Consider the following 18,400-nt stretch of genomic DNA (forward strand, 5'->3'; position numbering starts at 1 on the left):
GCTGCGCCGTTTCGCGAGGAGACGTCGATGCGTGAACTACGGTGGGCTTCAGAAGAGGGCGATGGCATCGAGCATCTGGTGTTCGATGCGCGCGACGATGGCTTCGCCGTCGAGAGCGTGGTGGTCGGGCAGCGTTACGGCAAGTCGTACGGGCTGCATTACGCGGTGCGCTGCGATACGCAATGGCGCACACGTTACGCACGCCTGAAGATCGTCGGCGGTGGCGAGCTGGAACTGCACGGCGATGGCGAAGGCCGTTGGCACGACGGGCACGGCCTCGCGCTGAGCGCGATCGAGGGCTGCATCGACATCGATATCGCCGCGACGCCGTTCACCAACACGTTGCCGATTCGTCGCCTGCAACTGGCCGAAGGCGAGCGTCGGCCGCTGGCGGTCGCGTATATCTCGACACCGGATCTGCAGGTCACGCGAGTCGAGCAGGCGTACAGCTGCATCGATCTGAATCGCGAATACCGCTACGAGGGGATTTTTCGCAACTTCGTCGCCAATCTGCCAGTGGACGGCGACGGTCTCGTTATCGACTATCCGACGTTGTTCGGACGTTTGCCGCGCGTGCGTTGAGCGTCGTCGTGGTCGTCGTTGGCGGCGGCGTCGCGATGTGCGTCGACGAAGCGCGCGATGTTCGTTGCGATCCGCTCGGGGTCGCGCAGCACGACCCAATGGCCGGCGTCGATTTCGATGCGCTCGTACGCGCCGAGCCAGCCTTCGAGCCCGAGCGATAACGCCGGTCCCACATAGCGATCGCGCAGCGGCACGATGAACTGCACCGGCACATGCGCATGACGCGCGCGCGGCCGCAGCAGCTTGTCGATGAAATTCGCGCGATACAGATTGAGTCCGTTCAGCGCATTGCGTTTCTGCGCGGGATCATGCTCCGGGCGCACGCGTTCGGTCACGCGCAACCATAGCGGCCACATCCGTGCGCCGCCCGCGCGCCACACGAGCTCGGGCAGCCACGGTAGATGAAAGAAGACGATGTACCAGGACTTCAGCGCCTGCCGCACGCCGCTGCCGAATGGACGTTTGGCGGGACGTTCGGCCGGACGTTCGGCACGCGTAGCTCGCGGCGTTTGCCGGTCCTGATCCGGCGCAGCCGCTGCCGCATCACCGCGCACACCGAGCGACGCATGATCGAGGCACGGCCCCGAAATCGACGTGTACGACAGGATGCGACCGTTGAACGCCGGATCGGTGACCGCTTCCCAGCTTTGAATCGAACCCCAGTCGTGACCGACGAGATGAAACGGCCGCGCGCCGCAAGTCGCATCGGCGACCGCGGCGAGATCGGCGGCGAGGCGTTCGAGCCGGTACGCACCGCGCGTGGCCGGCGCACCGGATGCACCCGCGCCGCGTACGTCGTAGGTAATCACGCGATAGCGCGTATCGAGCTGCGCGCGCAGCGGTTCCCATACCGCCGCCGAATCGGGGTAGCCGTGTACGAGCACGATCGGCGTCGCGTCGCGCGGTCCGCTGACGTAGGCCGCGAGGCGCACGTCGCCGGCATCGACCGACAGCGTCTCGCGTATCACGCGGCCGCCCGTACGCCGCGCCGCGCGCTGCGCGCACCCGGCATCGTCGCGTTGGCGGCGTCGACCGCGGCGACGAGGCCGTCGATGCGCGTGAGCTGTTCGCGATTGTCGTGATCCCACGGATGGAAGCCGGGCCGGAAAAAGCTCAGCCATTCGCCGGCGATGCGCGGAAACACGCCATGGCGCGGCCCGTACAGATACTTCGTCAGGCGCCACATGCCGCGCAGATGGCCGCCGCGTTTGCGGTCGGCGATGATCAGCCGCACGTTGTAGTCGAACACGATCAGCCAGAACGTCAGCGTGGTGAGCAGCATCGTGCCGGTACGCAGCAGGTAGCGGCCGAGGCCGGGCTTGAGCACCGCATTCCACACGTCGTACGAAACGGACTTGTGTTCGGTTTCCTCGAGCGCGTGCCAGGTCCACATCTGCGCATAGCCTTCGACGGCACCGGCGATTCGTGTCGAGTCTTCGAGCAGCAGCGCGGCCAGCATCGCCGTGTAGTGTTCGAGGCAGACCGTGATCGCGAGCTGGTACGAATTCGGCAGCATCTTGCGGAACAGGTTCAGGATCCACCACAGTCGTTTATCGAGCTTGTGCGCGGGCAGTCCGGCCTGTTGCAGCAGTTCGTTGTACTCGATGTGCTCGCGCGTATGCATCGCTTCCTGGCCGATGAAGCCGAGCACCTGCTTCTTCAGTTCGGGGTCGTCGATCTGGTCGCGATAGTTGCGCACCGAGTCCATGAAAAAGCGCTCGCCGGCCGGAAACAGCAGCGACAGCGCGTTGAAAAAATGCGTCACGTGCGAGCCTTGCGCGTGCCAGTCGCAGGCGCGCTCCGGCGGCAGGTTGAAACGTAGATCGCGGCGAACGGGCATCATGGCCTTTCTCCCTGTGATTTTTTTACGTACTACGAAGTGCTAGATGAATGCGGGCGAGCGTGATGTCGCGCGCTTGTTGCCCGCTTCACGCGCGCTTGCCATCGATCTGCGCGGCGCGGCGCGCGCGCTTTTCGGCGGCGCGCTTGAGCCGGCGCGTCTGCATCACGACGAGCGCCTGATAGGCGGCGGGCAGCGTGCGCGCGAGCCAGTCGGCGGCGCGTGCATCGCGTCCGATCAGCACGCGCCGTCTATTTCTGCGCACGCCGTCGAGAATCACGCGCGCGGCGTCGTCGGCGCTCGTGATGAAGAACTTCTCGAAGTCGTCCTTGCCTTGCTGCTCGTTCTCGACCATGAAGCCGATCATGTTCGACGAGATCCGGCTCGCCTGCGCGATGTTGGTGCGGATGCCGCCCGGATGCACGCAGGTCGCCGAGACGCCGCATTTCATCAGGTCGAGCTCCTGGCGCAACGCTTCGGTGAAGCCGCGCACCGCGAACTTGGTCGCGTTGTAGCCGCTCATGCCGGGTTGCGCGAACAGCCCGAACACGCTCGACGTATTGACGATATGCCCCGCGCCCGACGCCTTCAGATACGGCAGAAACGCTTTCGTACCGTGTACGACGCCCCAGAAATTGATGCCGACGATCCACTCGAGATCGGTGTACTCCATGCCGTCGATCGTGCTCGACAGCGCGACGCCCGCGTTGTTGAACACGAGGTTCACGCGTTTGTGTTCGAGCGCGGTTTCGGCGGCCCAGTCGAACATCGCGGCGCGATCGGCGACGTCGAGCACGCGCGTCGTGATGCGCAGCGGCGCGCCGACCACCTGCGGCGCGGCCGCCTGCGCAAGCTGCGCGGTCTCGGCGAGGCTCGCCGGATTGCGGTCGGCGAGTGCGAGATGGCAGCCCTCGCTCGCGAGCTGGATCGCGAGCGACCGGCCCATGCCCGAACCCGCGCCGGTGATCGCGGCCACTCTGTCGGTGAAGTTCTTCATTCGCTTGTTCTCCCTGATCGATGCACTGTCGTTGTTATGAGTTCAGGTCGCTTCGGCCGACGTGACCGCGGCGTTGCCGCGCGCGTGCGCGGTCTGTGCCGTCTGCGCGGCATGTTCCGTGTAGGCGCCGGTTTGCTGGGCAGGCGCGTACGCGAAGTAATCGTTCATGCGGAAGCTGCGCGTGGCCTGGCGGAACTTGTACGCGAAGCCTGGCCAGAGCGTAGTGTTCTTGCCGGTCTGCGGGTCGAGATACCAGCTCTTGCAGCCGCCCGTCGACCAGATCGCGCGACCGAGCTTCTGCTGGATGCGTTCGTTGTAGTCGCGTTCCACTTGCGGACGCACCTCGATCGCGGCGGCGCGCTCGGTTTTCATCGTCTGCAGCGCCTGCAGGATGTATTCGACCTGCGACTCGATCATGAACACCATCGAGTTATGACCGAGGCCGGTGTTCGGGCCGACGATCATGAAAAAGTTCGGATAACCAGGCAAGGTCGTACCGAGGTACGCATGCGCGCCGTCGCGCCATGTATCGACGATGTCGACGCCGCCGCGTCCACGCACGACGCCCGGCGTAAACGGATCGGCGACCTGGAAGCCGGTGCCGAAGATCAGGCAGTCGGCGGGATGACGCACGCCGTCGGCGGTGACGACCGCGTCGGCCTCGATGCGCGCGATGCCGGTGGTCTTCACCGACACGTTCGCCTGCGAGACGGCCGGGAAGTAGTCGTTCGAGATCAGGATGCGCTTGCAGCCCATCGTGTAGTTCGGTGTCAGCGTCGCGCGCAGTTGCGGGTCCGGCACCTGGCGACGCAGATGACGCTCGGCGACTTTCTGCGCGGTCTTCATCAGCGACGGATGCACGGCGAAGCCGACCGCGCGCGATTCGAGCATGCAGTACAGCGCCGAGCGCATGATCTTCTGCGTGAACGGCAGGCGTTTGAACAGCCACTGTTCGAGCGGCTTCACGGGACGATCGGCCTTCGGCATGATCCACGGCGGGGTGCGCTGGAACAGATCGAGATGCGCGACGTGCGGCTGGATCTGCGGCACGAACTGGATCGCGCTCGCGCCGGTGCCGATCACCGCGACGCGTTTGCCTTGGAGCGAGTAGCGATGGTCCCAGTGCTGCGAATGAAACGCTTTGCCCTGAAAGTTCTCGATGCCGGGAATGTCCGGCATCGCCGCGCGCGACAGGCCGCCCATGCCCGAGATCAGCACGCGCGCCGACCACTGCTGGCCATTGGCGAAGCGCAGTTGCCAGCGATGGCTGGCTTCGTCGTAGACCGCGCTCGCGAGCTCGTGGCCGAAACGCAGATGACGCTCGACGCCGAAGCGCCGCGTGCAATCCTCGAGGTACGCGCGAATTTCCGGCTGGCGCGCGAACATGCGGCTCCAGCGCGGATTCGGCGCGAACGAAAACGAGTAGACGTGCGATTGGACGTCGCACGCGCAGCCGGGGTAGTGGTTGTCGCGCCAGGTGCCGCCGACCGAATCGGCTTTCTCGGCGATGACGAAATCGGTCAGGCCGGCCTGGCGCAGGCGGATCGCCATGCCGAGGCCCGCGAAGCCGGAGCCGATGATCGCGACATCGGTGTGGAGCGGCGCGGCCGCGTCGCGCGGGGCGTCGTCGTGGGGCATCATGCGGGCGTTCATCCGATCCGTCTCCTTTTTAACGCTCATAACTGTTACATTGAGTGATGTAACAATAGAGGCTGACAACGGACGATGCAAGACGCCGGTTAGACGGGCTGCTCTAGTGCGGTCGTTCGGTTCGGGAGGGCGAGGCGAAAGCGGGGGGCGGGGTTGCCGCGCCGAATAGGCGGCAGGAGGCGGTTTGTGGGGGCGGAAAAGCGCGGCTTAGGGCTTCGTTTTGCCTTTCTTCGTCGCCACGCGTTTTTCGGCTGTGCGCGATTCCGCCGCGTCCGGGCCTTCCGCCTGACGCGCGAGCTTCTTTTCCATGATCGCCGCGACGCGGTCGCCGAGATAGTCGCCAGACGCTTCTTCGAGCGCGCGATTCATCTCGCTTTCGACCAGCACGCTCGCGAGTGGCCGCAAGCGCCAGATCGCGTCGGCCAGCGCGGGCACGTCGGCGGGCGGCGGCAGCGCGTCGGCTTCGTAGCGGTCGAGCTGATGCACGACCAGATCGACGAGCGCCTTCGCGACCGCGTTGAAATGCGGCCGCGCGATGCCGACCGCATCGAGCAGGTCGGCGAGCGGGATGCCTTCTTTCGCCATCGTCGCGCCGGCGGCGAGCGCGGTCGGATTGCCCGACACGAACGACAACCCCTTGCGCTCCAGCAGCCCCAGTTCGACCGCTTTCGTGAGTGCGCTCGGCGAGGCCTTATCGCCGAACATCTGCAACAGTTCGATCAGCGAGTACTTGCGCGGCCGTTCGCGTGACCAGCGTCCGCCGATCGCGGTTTCGAGCCCGAGGATCGAGCGCAGGTCGTGGCCTTCGTCGACCGCCTTGATCAGGTCCTGGATGTTCGCGAGCGTGTAGCCGCGCGCGAGCAGGTGATTGATGAGCTTCAGACGCGACACGTGAGTGTCGTCGTACACGCCGACCCGGCCGCGCTTTTCCGGCGGCGCGAGCAGACCGCGATCCTGATAGGCGCGCACGTTGCGCACGGTGGTGTCGGTGACGCGCGCGAGTTCGTCGACGGTGTATTCGTTACGGGGCGCGGCGGACGGAGCGGAGGGCGGCAGATTCGGCATGCACGGATTCTAACGCGGCGGCGCGCGCGGCGACCAGCGCGCGGGCCTAGCGGGGCGGCTGGCCTGGCGCGTTTGAAACGTCGTCGGGTGCGGCCGACGCGCCACGCCCGAGTGTGCGCTGCATCAGCGTCGTGTCGAGCCAGCGACCGTGCTTGTAGCCGACCGCCTTCAGCGTGCCGGTCAGCTCGAAGCCGAGTTGCGCATGCAGCGACAGCGAGCCGCCGCTGCCGCCGTCGGCGATCACCGCGACCATCTGGCGCCACGGCCCGCTTTCGCAACGCTCGATCAACGCCTGCAGCAGCACCCGGCCGATGCCGCGGCCGCGATACGCGTCGCTTACGTAGATCGAGTCTTCGATCGTATTGCGGTAGGCCGCGCGCGGGCGATACGGCGTTGCGTAGCAATAGCCGGCGATCGCGCCGTCGAGTTCCGCGACCATGTACGGCAGATGGTGACTGCGCACCGACGCGAGCCGGCTGCGCAGATCGTCGACGGACGGCGGGGTTTCCTCGAACGACGCGACGCCGTTCAGCACGTGGTGCGCGTAGATGACCTGGATCGCGGGGAGGTCGGCTTCGGTGGCGTCGCGGACGTGGAGCGTGTCCGAGGTGGCGCTGCTGGGGCTCATGCGGGGTGGTCCTGTCGTGGCCGGTGAAATCCGTGATGGGTTTCACTATGCCTGCCGGCGGCGCGGATTTGAAGCGGGTCAAAAATGGCGGAGGTTTGCGTGCGCTCGGATTGGGGTCCGAAAAAGGCTGGTCGAAGCTGGCCGGGCCGACATGCGACACGCGTGCGAGCCCCACGCGCCCCACACGTGACCCACGCGCGGCCGACGCCAGTCAGAGTGCGAGTCAAACAGCCGGCCGTGCCGGCGCAGCCCGTGAAAAGCGCCGCGCTCCCGCCACGCACGCAACCACGACGACGGTCACGACGATCATCGACGGCGGCACCTGTTCGTGCAGCAGCACGCCGGCAAGCAGCAGCCCGAAGAACGGCTGCAGCAACTGCAATTGCCCGACCGCCGCGATGCCGCCGAGCGCGAGCCCGCGATACCAGAACACGAAGCCGATCAGCATGCTGAACAGCGACACGTACGCGAGGCCCCACAGCGCGGCCGCGCCGACGCCGTCGAACGAGGCGGGCCGCGTCCACCACGCGAGCGGCAGCATCAACGGCAGCGACAGCACGAGCGCCCACGAAATCACCTGCCAGCCGCCGAGATGACGCGACAGCCGCGCGCCTTCCGCGTACCCGAGCCCGCACACGACGATCGCGGCGAGCATCAGCGCGTCACCGAGCGGCGATGCGTCGATGCCGTGCCGCAACGCGAACGCGGCGACCGCGCCGCTGCCGAGCGCCGAGAACAGCCAGAATGCCGGCTGCGGCCGCTCGCCGCCGCGCAGCACGCCGAAAATCGCGGTCGAGAGCGGCAGCAGACCGATGAACACGACCGCATGCGCGGCGCTCACGTGACGCAGCGCCAGCGCGGTCAACAGCGGAAAGCCGACCACGACGCCGAGAGCGACCACCACGAGCGGCAGCAGATCGCGCCGCGCGGGCCGCGTCTCGCGAAACATCAGCAATAGCAGCAGACCGAGCAGGCCGGCGATCGTCGCGCGCGCGACGGTCAGAAACACCGGTTCGAGTCCCTGCACGGCAAGCCGCGTGGCGGGCAGCGAGCCGCTGAAAATCAGCACGCCCGCGAAACCGCTGAGCCAGCCGTTGGTGGTCTTGTCCATGGCAAAGATTCCTGCGCTGAAAGCGGTCCATGATGCTCGCCGCCGCCGAAAACGGTAAGCTACAGATCAGTACACTTCGCACGAACTGTACCGAACATGGAACAGTACAGATGGCCGAAAGCAGCAACAACGAGGCGGTATCGGGCACGCGGGTCGGTCTCGTGATGGACACCTTGCGCGAGCGCATCGCGAGCCGTTCGCTGATGCCGGGCGCGCGCGTGCCGTCGATTCGCGCGATGACCGACACGCTCGGCGTGTCGAAGTCGACCGTGGTGGAAGCATACGACCGGCTGGTCGCGGAAGGGGCGATCGTCGCGCGGCGCGGCTCCGGTTTTTTCGTGTCGGGCCATGCGCCGCCGTTCGCGCTTGCCGATCTCGGGCCGCGGCTCGATCGCGAGGTCGACCCGTTGTGGCTCACGCGGCAATCGCTGGAGGCGAGCTCGAAAGTGCTGAAGCCGGGCTGCGGCTGGATGCCGGCATCGTGGCTGCCGGAGGACGGCGTGCGTCGCGCGCTGCGGGCGGTGGCGCGCGATCCGCAGTCACTGCTCGCCGATTATGCGAGCCCGGCCGGCTTGCCCGCGCTGCGTCAGCAACTGGCGCGGCGGCTCTCGGCGCACGGTGTCGACGCGCCGCCCGAACAGATCGTGCTGACCGATGGCGGTACGCACGCGCTCGATCTGGTGTGCCGCTTCCTGCTCGAACCGGGCGACACGGTGTTGATCGACGATCCGTGCTACTTCAATTTTCAGGCGTTGCTGCGCGCGCATCGGGTGCGCATCGCGAGCGTGCCTTATACGCCGCAGGGGCCGGATCTGGCGGCGTTCGAGCGTGCGTTGCGCGAGCATCGTCCGCGGCTCTACGTGACGAATTCGGCGATCCACAATCCGACCGGCGCGACGCTTGCGCCGGCCGTCGCGCACCGGCTGCTGAAGCTCGCGGGCGAGCACGATCTGCTGATCGTCGAGGACGATATCTTCGCGGACTTCGAGAACGAAGCGGCGCCGCGTCTGGCTGCATTCGACGGGCTCGCGCGTGTGGTGTCGATCGGCAGTTTTTCGAAGACGCTGTCGGCGGCGGCGCGTTGCGGCTATATCGCCGCGCGCGCCGAATGGATCGAGCCGCTGATCGATCTGAAGCTCGCGACCTCGTTCGGCAACGGCCAGCTCACCGCGAGCGTCGTGCATCGGATGCTCGTCGACGGTACGTATCGGCGTCATATCGAGGCGATGCGCGCGAGGCTCGCCGATGCGATGGGCGAGACGGTCAGGCGGCTCGGCCATGCGGGGCTCGATATCTGGACGCTGCCGCGCGCCGGACTATTCGTGTGGGCGCGTCTGCCCGATGGGCTCGATGCCGCCGAGATCGCGCGGCATGCGTTGACGGCGGACGTGGTGTTCGCGCCGGGCAACGTGTTCAGCGCGACGCAGGCGGCCACGGATTTTCTGCGCTTTAACGTGTCGCAATGCAATCGCCCGAAAGTCTACGAGGTGCTGCAACGGGCGATGGATGCGAGTGCGGCGTCGGCTCAGGCAGAACGCGAGCGCGTGTGAAACGAACCGGATGGCAGAAGCGCTCGCGTTTTTTGCCCGAAGATTTCTTGCACGAAGCAACACGCCTGCACGGCGCTTTTGCCTGAAGTATTACTTGCGCGTTATTTGCACAGCAGCAGCAGCCGCTCCTGTTCGGAACATGGCGTGTGCGGTTTCTGCGCGGCCTGGGTCGCCGCGGCCGCGCTCATCGCCGCGCTGCGATTCGCGAGGCAGGCTCGCAGATGCTTTTCGACCGGCGGATAGTATTTCCAGCCGTGCACGAGCGTCGGCAGTTCGAGCTTCACCTGCTTCCATTTCGGATGGCCGTGCTCCTGCAGGTTGTCGAAGTTCGCGCAGAGCGAGTCGGCGAAATGATTCAGATTGCTGACGGTGTCGCGCAGGCCGTAATCGTAGGTGACGAGAAACGCCTTGACGGTCAACGCGGGAACGTCTTCCTTGAGCCAGTTCGGATAGCTGGTCTGACGGATCGTCGTCGGGAAGTAGGTCTGCTTCGCGCGCAGCGTTTCCGGCGCATTCGGATCGGCGCGCAGCAGACGCAGTTGTTGCAGCAGCTCGGGTTTCATGCCGTTGAACAGGTTCGCGGGCTGCCCGACCACGATGATCGCGACGTCGATCTTCTTCACGATCAGCGCGGCGAGCGCATCTTCGTTGCTCAGATGCTGGACGTTCTGCTCGGGAATCGGCTGGCCGAACATCAGCCGGTAGAGCGTGGTCGCCGACTGGGCGGTGCCGCTGCCGAGCAGCCCCACGCTGATGTTCCTGTCCTTCATGTCGGCGAGCGTTTTCAGCGGCGAATCCGCCCGCACGACGACGTTAATCTCCTCGTCGTAGAGCGGCATGATGAGCCGCAGCGGGCGGATCGTCGTGCCGGCATCGGGGTTGCCCGTGTTGGCCATATCGATGAACGCCTGGTAGACGTCTGACTGCACGAGCGCGAGTTTCACGCCGGGCTCGAAACGCATGCGCTGCACGTTTTCGGCCGAGCCTTTCGACGCGACCACTTCGAGATCGATGCCGGCCGGCTGGGCCACCCATTTCGACAGATCGTTGCCAATCTGGATATAGGTGCCGCGCTCCGGTCCAGTGACGATCTTGTAGTGCGCCGGCTCCGCGCCGGCCAGCGAACACACGACGAGTGCCGTCAGCCCCAGCCATCCCGCGAGAAGTCTCTTCAGCATGGTCTTTCTACCTATCGGTCAGGTTGATCCCGCTTCACGCGTGGCGCGCGCAAGTACCAGTGATCCGGCTGCCATGTCATGTTCAGGGTGTCGCGAGAGGCAGTCCGTCTGTTTCCGCTCAGAACACGGACGAAAATGTGCGGGTCGGCACAGACAGTCATCGTTTGATTCGGTATGCGAATGATGTTTTCGGCTTCGGGCGTGTCTTGTTGCCGCGGGCTTTCGAGTGAGTGCGAGTGCGTTTTGCGGCCGATTGCAGTGGGTGGCGTTGCTCGATGCCGTTGCGCTTCATCCGGCACCGCGTGTGTCTCGGGAGCGCGACGCCTTCTCCTTCGCTTTTGCCATTCCGTCTAACCGCTTGCAAGCGCTCGCGTCGGCTGTTGCGCCTGCGCGAGCGAGGTATCGTGTAGCGCAGCGCCTGGCGCGGCCGCATGCGGCGGTGGCAGCGGAGCCCAGCCGGTCTCGCGAATTACACGCTCGAGAATGCTCTTCGCCGCGTCGTTGCTGCTGTCGATCGCCAGCGCCTCGTTTGCGTGCTGACGGGCACAGGGCCACGACTGTTGCGCGACACAGTTTTGCGCGGCCTGCAGTGCGTTGTCGCGGCGCTCGACGAGTGGGCGCATCTCGCCGGCCAGATCGCGGGCGTCGCTATTGCCGGGTTGTAACGTTTGCGCGACGGCGACAGCGGCCAGTGCCTGCGACAGATCGTTGGCACGGAACGCGGCACGCGCGGCCTGCAGCGCTTGCGCGGCGTCGTGGAACTGCGTCGCGGGGCGTACGGTTGTCGCCGCGAGCGCTGCGTTAGGTGTAGGGGGCGCCACGGGCGTGGCCCGCGCGACGGTCGCGGGCGGTGCGGTGGGTGCCGGCTTCGCCGCCATATCGGGCGCGGCATTAGGCGCGGCTGCCGACGGCGCAGCCGGTTTGACCGCCGCGGCCGAATGCGCTGCCGGTGTTTGAGCCGGCGCCACCGCAGCAAATGGCGCGATCGTACCGCTCGTGGTGGTGCCTGTCGGCGCCGTGCCGGCGGTTGGTCTGGGGTCCTGAGTAATCTGCTCGACGCCTTTGTCCTCCGATTCGCTACTGTCACTGAATAGTGCATAACCGACATACGCAATGCCGATCAGGACAATTGCGCCGATCGCGTACAGCACGCGTCGAATCGTTAGCACGGTGTTGCGTGGCGCATACAGCGGCTCTTCGAAGTCCGGAATCGTCGTTTCCGTCGAGACCAGCGCCGTGTGCATGAGCGGTTCGCTGGGCAGCAGTTCGTCGGCGGGCAACGTGTGAGCGGCGAGGACGGAGCCGCCCGGCATGTCGGGGGTGTCGTCGAAGTGGGGCACGGGTTTGTGCGTAGCACTCGCACGACTGCCGGGCGTTCCCGTGCGCCGGTGCGGATCCGGATCGAGCGGATGCGTGGCGCCGCAATACGGACAGGCATCGACTTGCCGGTAAAGGGTGCCGCCGCAGCGTTTGCAGGGCGTGGGAAAACTATGGCCGGTTGCTGTCTGGGTGGACATGCCGTGGCCCCACCTTTGGAAAACGATGCCGTGAAGGCATGCTCCGGATCGTGTTGAGGCAGGAGCCTTGTCCGCGGAATCACGATCCACATGCGCCGGAGAGTCACCGAGAGCGAAGTCTCGCGCGGCTTCCAATATGTGGTGTTTCAGGGGTAACGTCAATCGCCTTACGCCCCTGGTCTGTGTGCGTTAGCGCACATTCGGACGTATGAAGAAAGTCGCGTCGGGCACTGGACATGCATCGCGCGATGCGATGAGCGGGAAGCGGAATGGAAACGAGGCCGACGCGTTTCGCGTGCGGCCTCGTCATATGGAATGCTACAGGCACGTGGCGCAGGCATTTGCAGCCGCGCCGGAAGCGCGGGCGCCGACGCCCGATTAGCGCTTGCGCAGCGGATGATCCTTCAGCAGCCATGCGAGCACGAACGCCAGCACCACCACGCACGCGGCCGACAGATACACGGTGTGCAGCGCGCCGGCGAACGCATGCAGATAGTCGTCGCGCAATGCTTCGGGCAACTGATGGATTGCGGTCGGACCCAACGCGTGCGGCAGCTCGGTATCAGGCGGAATCAGCTTTTCGAGCCGGCTGGTGAGGCCATTCGAAAACACCGCGCCGAAGCTGGCCACGCCGATCGAGCCACCGATCGAGCGGAACAGCGTCACGCCCGAGGTCGCCACGCCCATGTGCCTGAACTCGACCGTGTTTTGCACCGCCAGCACCAGCACCTGCATCACCATGCCGAGACCGCAGCCGAGCAGACCCATGTACAGATACATCACATGAATCGGCGTGTCGATCTGCAGGCGCGCGAGCAGCAGCATCGCTACAGACACCAGCAGCGTGCCCATGATCGGGAACATCCGGTACTTGCCGATCTTGCTGATCACGCGACCCGTCACCATCGACATGATGAAGAGGCCGCCCATCATCGGCAGCATCTGCATGCCGGCTTCCGACGGCGTGGAGCCCTTCACGACCTGCAGATAGAGCGGAATGAACGTCACCGAGCCGAACAGCGATACGCCGATGATGAAGCTCACGAGGCTGCTGATCAGAAACGTGCGGTCCTTGAACAGTGCGAGCGGCATGATCGGTTCGACCGCGGTGCGCTCTTCGTGAATGAAACCCCAGATCGACACGAGACCCATGCCGAGCGTGAACCACAACTGCGGCGAGGTCCACGGCAGGATCGTGCCGCCCTGGCTCGTGAACAGGATGATGCAGGTCAGCGCGCCGGCGAGAAACGCGGCGCCCATGTAGTCGATCGTGTGCTTCACGTGGTGCACGTGCGGCTTGAACACCGCGCCGATCACGACCAGCGACAGGACGCCGAGCGGCAGGTTGATGTAGAAAATCCAGCGCCACGTCAGATGCTCGACCAGAAAGCCGCCGAGCAGCGGGCCGATCACGGTGGCGAGACCGAAGATGCCGCCGAACACGCCCTGGTAGCGGCCACGCTCGGCGGGCGGGATCACGTCGGCGATCGCGGCCATCGTGACGACGAGCAGGCCGCCGCCGCCGAGGCCTTGCAGCGCGCGCAGCACGATCAACTGGCTCATGTTCTGCGCGATGCCGCAGAGCGCCGAGCCGACCAGGAACACGACGATCGCGGTTTGCAGCACGATCTTGCGGCCGAACAGGTCGCCGAACTTGCCGTACAGCGGCACGACGATCGTCGAGCTGAGCAGGTAGGCGGTCACGACCCACGACAGATTGTTGAGCCCGCCGAGTTCGCCGACGATGGTCGGCAGCGCGGTCGAGACGATGGTCTGATCGAGCGCGGCAAGCAGCATGACCAGCAGCAGCGCGGGAAACAGCAGCCGGATCGGCGGGTGGTCCGCGGCGGCAGGGGCCGAGCGCGGATCCTGCGCGGAATCGACAGACGGGGTCGTGACGGGTTGTTCCATGGCGGCAACATATTGAAATTAATTAACTCGGCGATTAATATATGCGACATCGCCTCTCACGTCAAATTGAATGCAATGGCAAGGATTCCGTCAGACACCCCGTTGGGGGAGCCGGTCGCGACCGCAGCGCCGTCGCGTAGCAGGGTCGCCGCGCAGCCGCGCGGCGCGGCGAAGCGCGCCGTGAAATCCGTGCCGGCTGCGGTGCGAGCCGAGGGTGGCAGCAGCGCGAAGCCGGCAGGCGAGATGGCCGGCGCTGGGCCCGTTGAAGCGCCCGCTGGCGCGACTGCCGGAGCAACTGCTGGCGCAACCTCGGCGCCCCGTCGTCCGGGACGGCCGAGCGGCGCCGCGCGCGGCGCCGAACAGCGCGCCCGTCTGCTCGAAGCCGCGCTTACGCTGTTCGCGAAGCAGGGCATCGTCGAGACTTCGCTGGGCGAGATTGCCCGCGAGGCCGGCTTCACGCCCGCGATGATGCATTACTACTTCAAGACCCGCGACCAGTTGCTCGACGTGCTGATCGACGAGCGTTTCGCACCGTTGCGCGCGAACCTCGGTGTGCCGTTTCAGGAAAATCCCGATGATCCGGTCGAGGCGATCACGCAGCTCACGCATCGGCTCGTGCAGATCGCGAGCGATTACCCGTGGTTCGCATCGCTGTGGGTCCGCGAAGTGATCAGCGATGGCGGTCTGCTGCGTCAGCGCATGCACGAGCGCTACGGCAACGCGAATCAGAAAGCGTCGCTGCTGGCGATCGCGCGCTGGCAGAAACAGGGGCGTCTGAATGCGTCGCTGGAGCCGGCGCTCGTGTTCGTCACGCTGCTCGGCATGACGATCCTGCCGCTCGCGACCTCGAAGCTATGGCGCAACGATCCGATGCGGCGCAACATCGGCGGCGCGGAAATCGCGCGGCATGCGGTGGCGTTGCTGGTGCAGGGAATCGGGCCGAAGCAGCGCGAATAGGGGCGAAAGGGCATAAAGGCGAATCGGGTCGCGCCGGTGCGAAGCTTCTGGTGCCGAACTTCTGATCCGACGCGCTTCGGAGCAAAGCTTCCAGCCAACTTGCAGCAAAGCCTTTCGTCGAGCCTTTCTAACTCTTGCGCCGTTTGTTCCATTCTTCGAACGCGGCTTTCGTCGCTTCGTTCGGCGGATAAGTCCCCGGCAGCGCGGCGCCCGCGCGAATCCGTTCGGTGAGAAACGCTTCGAGCTGTTCCTGCGCGGCGGCGGCTTCTGTAACCTCGTCGGCCATCTTGCGCGGAATTACAACCACCCCATCCACGTCGCCGACGATCACATCGCCGGGAAACACCGCCACGCCGCCGCAACCGATCGGCACATCGATATCGACCGCATGATGGCGGATCAGATTCGGCGGCGCACTCGCGCCCGCGCAGAACACCGGCATGTCGAGCGCGGCGATCGTCGCGCTGTCGCGCACCGGGCCGTCTGACACCATGCCCGCGACTCCGCGCACCTGTAACCGCAGCGACAGAATCGACCCGAACGACGCACTGCCGCGCTCGCCGCGGCAATCCTGCACGAGCACGTAACCGGGCGGAATGGTCTCGACGCATTTGCGTTGCGCGTACTCGGGGTCCGCGAACAGTTCGAGCACGTCGATATCTTCGCGCGATGGAATGTTGCGCAGCGTGAACGCGGGCCCGACCAGATTCGCGCCACGCGGCGCGGCGAGCGGCGCGACACCTTGCATGAACGTATTGCGCAGTCCGCGTTTGAACAGTTGCGTGGTCAGCGTCGCGGTGCTGACGTGGCGTAGAAGATCGAGCGTGGTGGGACTGAGTGGGGACGGGATCGCGGACATGGTCGGCTGGCTCCGGTTGACATGACATGCGTTCGGACATGCGTTCGCGATGATAGCGCCGCCATGCTATGCCGTAGCGCGCCGGGCGATTCAACGGCCGCCTATCTCCCGACGATCGGCCACATCTTCGCCGGTTCGCGCCAAACTCCATGCACGCGTCGCAAGCCATGCCGCCGAGGCACGCGACGTGCTATTTGAGGGGGGATACGAAACGACGAAGCCGCGCGATACGAAGTAACGCACAGCAACATGCAGCAACGTGAAACGACATGAAGTACCGCGTCGCGTGATCGGAGTCGAAGGACAGGAACGATGCCGGGCGGGGCAGGCCGCGCGAACGGGGTTCGCGCGAACCGCGCGGATGAGTCGGGTGCCGGCAATCGGCATGCCGCGGAAACTGCGGAAAAACAGGCAGAAAAATCGCGGTGGAGTCGAAAGCCGTTTTTTCATCGGCGTGCAATTTTGGCGCGTTACCGTGCGCGCGTTGTACTCGGGCAGGCGGCGGGCGATGCTTTAAAATCGCCGACCTCTCTGCAACTCGGCGTGCGAAATCGAGTCGGAACCATGGACAGCAACATCGTAGCCGCGCAGATCGGCGGCAAGCAGCAGAGTGAAACATTGGCCATATCGGATGGCCTAACCGGTTTTCCAGAGCAACAACAGACAATGAACGCAGCAATGAGGCTCGATCACGCAACGATCGTGCTGGTGGAAGACGACCCGGACAGCCGCGAGTCGCTGACCTTGTTACTCGAAGCGGAAGGCGCGAACGTGTGCGCGGTGGCGGATGCCGAAGAGGGCGTCGAAGCGGTGACGCGGCTCTTGCCCGACGCGGTCGTCTGCGATCTCGACCTGCCGGCCATGGACGGTTTCTACCTGATCCAGCGGCTGCGCGATCACGAGATTTGCGGTGGCCATTCACCGGCGGTCGCGGTGGCCCTCACCGGACATACGGACGACGCCTACCGTCTGCGCAGCATCGGCGAAGGCTTCCAGCATTTCATGACCAAACCCGCATTGCCGGAAGATCTCGTGACGCTGTTGCACGACGCGATCGACGCACGCGCGGCAGGTTGAGCCGCGCCGCCCTGGGGATGGTTGCCGCGAGATAGATCGTGGTAGGCGAGGTGCGCGTGCCGCGCCCCTCGCTATTTCTCTATTTCTCTATTTCGCCGAGGCCTCCGGCGCGACGGCGCCCGCCGCCTCGGCCGCCTGACAGGCCGAACACAAGCCCTTCAGTTCGATTTCATCGCTCGCGAGTCGATAGCCCGCGTCCTCGATCTGCGCGACGAGCGCCTGGCGCAACTTCGGCTGATGCAATTCGGTGACGCTGCCGCATTGCTGGCACACCACCAGGATGCCGTGCTGGCATTGCGTCAGATCGTGGCACACAGCGAACGCGTTGATCGATTCGATCCGATGCACGAGCCCGGCCGACAGCAGAAAGTCGAGCGCGCGGTACACGGTCGGCGGCGCGGAGCCGGGGTGAATCTGGCGCATTTCGTCGAGCAGCGAATAAGCCTTGGTCGCGCGGCCGGAATTCAGCAGCAGTTCAAGCACCTTGCGGCGGATCGGCGTGAGTTTCTCACCGCGCTCGCGGCAGTACTCCTCGGCGAGCGCGAGGGCGGCTTCCGGCGACGCGCCGTGCGTGTGCGCCGAATCATGGGCTTCATGATGGGCGTCGTGATGGGCTTCATGAGGCGAGCCGTGATGCGCATGGGCGTCGTGCGCATCGGTTGCGTGGGCAGGCGTGGACTGAGGGCCGGTCGCGGCGGGCTTGGCGTTCTTCATGCGTCGATTATAGAGGTCCGCGCGGGGGGCCGCCGCGCGGGTCGTCGCGGCGGAAGACTCAGGTCAGCGGAAAGTCCACGTACTTCTTGAACCCCGAGCGCGTCGCGAGACGCGAATACCAGCGTTCGAGGTTGGGCAACTGTGGCCGCTGCAAGCCATCGACGCCAAACCACCGCTTCGCATACGCGCCGATCACGATGTCGGCCAGCGTGAACTTCTCGCCTTCGAGAAAGAAGCGCCCCTGCAGATGCGTGTCGAGCAGATGCCACAGCTTGCCGACCGCCTTCACGTCGTCGGCGAGTTTGTCCATGTTCCGCTCGGCTTGCGGCGTGCGCACCAGCGTCCAGAACACCGGGCGCTCGGTGGGCTGCAAGGTGGACAGCGACCAATCGAGCCAGCGGTCGATGCTCGCGCGCAGTTTCGGCTCGGCCGGATACAGCAGGCTCGATTCGCCGTATTGCAGCGCCAGATAGCGCAGGATCGAGTTGGATTCCCACAACGCGAAGTCGTCGTCGACCAGCGTCGGAATCTTGCCGGTTGGGTTCATCGCGAGGTAATCGGGCTCGTTGTTGCGGCCGAATTGCAGGCCGGCGTCGATGCGGTCGAACGGCAGCACGAGTTCGTCGCAGCACCACAAGACTTTCTGAACGTTGACCGAGTTGGTGCGTCCCCAGATCGTAATCATCCGGTAAATCCTTTCTCTTACGGTTGGCAAGCCGCGCGTCGTCCGCGGCGTTCAGCCAAAACGATACACGATGCGCACG

17 protein-coding genes are annotated in these 18,400 nt (G+C 65.4%); 4 read left to right on the forward strand and 13 right to left on the reverse strand.

The window, feature by feature from the left end:
• Positions 1–27: 27 nt before the first annotated feature.
• Entirely contained in the window at positions 28–582 is a 555-nt protein-coding gene (locus HHL14_RS25175; protein ID WP_169500296.1) for a putative glycolipid-binding domain-containing protein, read from the forward strand.
• Here the strand turns inward: HHL14_RS25175 and HHL14_RS25180 are convergent.
• From HHL14_RS25180 to HHL14_RS25210, 7 genes are all read right to left on the reverse strand, one after another.
• Positions 543–1,550 (reverse strand): alpha/beta fold hydrolase, encoded by a 1,008-nt coding sequence (locus HHL14_RS25180; protein WP_169500297.1) that lies wholly within the window; start codon positions 1,548–1,550, stop codon positions 543–545. The genes HHL14_RS25175 and HHL14_RS25180 overlap by 40 nt on opposite strands.
• Positions 1,547–2,425, reverse strand: a complete 879-nt coding sequence (locus HHL14_RS25185; protein ID WP_169500298.1) for a metal-dependent hydrolase — start codon at positions 2,423–2,425, stop codon at positions 1,547–1,549. The genes HHL14_RS25180 and HHL14_RS25185 overlap by 4 nt, the downstream gene beginning before the upstream one ends.
• A gap of 85 nt (positions 2,426–2,510) precedes the next feature.
• A complete protein-coding gene (locus tag HHL14_RS25190; RefSeq protein WP_169500299.1) occupies positions 2,511–3,419 on the reverse strand; it encodes an SDR family NAD(P)-dependent oxidoreductase in 909 nt (302 codons plus the stop codon).
• Positions 3,420–3,461: 42 nt separating this feature from the next.
• Entirely contained in the window at positions 3,462–5,072 is a 1,611-nt protein-coding gene (locus HHL14_RS25195; protein WP_169500300.1) for a flavin-containing monooxygenase, read from the reverse strand.
• A 204-nt stretch (positions 5,073–5,276) separates the two neighbouring features.
• Positions 5,277–6,134, reverse strand: coding sequence for a MerR family transcriptional regulator (locus HHL14_RS25200; RefSeq protein ID WP_169500301.1), 858 nt, complete (start codon positions 6,132–6,134; stop codon positions 5,277–5,279).
• Between the two features lie 46 nt (positions 6,135–6,180).
• Positions 6,181–6,762, reverse strand: a complete 582-nt coding sequence (locus HHL14_RS25205) for a GNAT family N-acetyltransferase (RefSeq protein WP_169500302.1) — start codon at positions 6,760–6,762, stop codon at positions 6,181–6,183.
• 223 nt (positions 6,763–6,985) lie between these two features.
• On the reverse strand, positions 6,986–7,873 hold the full coding sequence (locus tag HHL14_RS25210; RefSeq protein ID WP_169500303.1) for a DMT family transporter: 888 nt from the start codon (positions 7,871–7,873) through the stop codon (positions 6,986–6,988).
• A gap of 110 nt (positions 7,874–7,983) precedes the next feature.
• On the opposite strand from HHL14_RS25210, the gene HHL14_RS25215 reads away from it, so the two are divergent.
• Positions 7,984–9,423, forward strand: coding sequence for an aminotransferase-like domain-containing protein (locus tag HHL14_RS25215; protein WP_169500304.1), 1,440 nt, complete (start codon positions 7,984–7,986; stop codon positions 9,421–9,423).
• Positions 9,424–9,524: 101 nt separating this feature from the next.
• Here the strand turns inward: HHL14_RS25215 and HHL14_RS25220 are convergent, their stop codons facing one another.
• From HHL14_RS25220 to HHL14_RS25230, 3 genes are all read right to left on the reverse strand, one after another.
• The gene (locus HHL14_RS25220) at positions 9,525–10,601 is read right to left on the reverse strand and encodes a TAXI family TRAP transporter solute-binding subunit (RefSeq protein ID WP_169500305.1); all 1,077 of its coding nucleotides are present in this window, start codon (positions 10,599–10,601) and stop codon (positions 9,525–9,527) included.
• Positions 10,602–10,951: 350 nt separating this feature from the next.
• On the reverse strand, positions 10,952–12,118 hold the full coding sequence (locus HHL14_RS25225) for a hypothetical protein (protein ID WP_169500306.1): 1,167 nt from the start codon (positions 12,116–12,118) through the stop codon (positions 10,952–10,954).
• Between the two features lie 378 nt (positions 12,119–12,496).
• Positions 12,497–14,029, reverse strand: a complete 1,533-nt coding sequence (locus HHL14_RS25230) for an MDR family MFS transporter (protein ID WP_169500307.1) — start codon at positions 14,027–14,029, stop codon at positions 12,497–12,499.
• Positions 14,030–14,104: 75 nt separating this feature from the next.
• Here HHL14_RS25230 and HHL14_RS25235 point away from each other — a divergent pair, with 75 nt between their 5' ends.
• Positions 14,105–14,986 (forward strand): TetR/AcrR family transcriptional regulator, encoded by an 882-nt coding sequence (locus HHL14_RS25235; RefSeq protein ID WP_230413183.1) that lies wholly within the window; start codon positions 14,105–14,107, stop codon positions 14,984–14,986.
• 127 nt (positions 14,987–15,113) lie between these two features.
• On the opposite strand, the gene HHL14_RS25240 is transcribed toward HHL14_RS25235, so the two are convergent.
• On the reverse strand, positions 15,114–15,845 hold the full coding sequence (locus HHL14_RS25240) for a ribonuclease activity regulator RraA (protein WP_169500308.1): 732 nt from the start codon (positions 15,843–15,845) through the stop codon (positions 15,114–15,116).
• 564 nt (positions 15,846–16,409) lie between these two features.
• Between HHL14_RS25240 and HHL14_RS25245 the strand changes: the two genes are divergently transcribed.
• Positions 16,410–16,922 (forward strand): response regulator, encoded by a 513-nt coding sequence (locus HHL14_RS25245; RefSeq protein ID WP_169500343.1) that lies wholly within the window; start codon positions 16,410–16,412, stop codon positions 16,920–16,922.
• An 87-nt stretch (positions 16,923–17,009) separates the two neighbouring features.
• On the opposite strand, the gene HHL14_RS25250 is transcribed toward HHL14_RS25245, so the two are convergent.
• Complete coding sequence (locus HHL14_RS25250) at positions 17,010–17,636, reverse strand: Fur family transcriptional regulator (RefSeq protein ID WP_169500309.1); 627 nt, start codon at positions 17,634–17,636, stop codon at positions 17,010–17,012.
• Between the two features lie 58 nt (positions 17,637–17,694).
• Positions 17,695–18,321: a glutathione S-transferase family protein gene (locus HHL14_RS25255; RefSeq protein WP_169500310.1), complete on the reverse strand. Its 627-nt coding sequence runs from the start codon at positions 18,319–18,321 to the stop codon at positions 17,695–17,697.
• Between the last annotated feature and the right edge of the window lie 79 nt (positions 18,322–18,400).

This window comes from Paraburkholderia antibiotica (genome assembly GCF_012927125.1).
GTDB lineage: Bacteria > Pseudomonadota > Gammaproteobacteria > Burkholderiales > Burkholderiaceae > Paraburkholderia > Paraburkholderia antibiotica.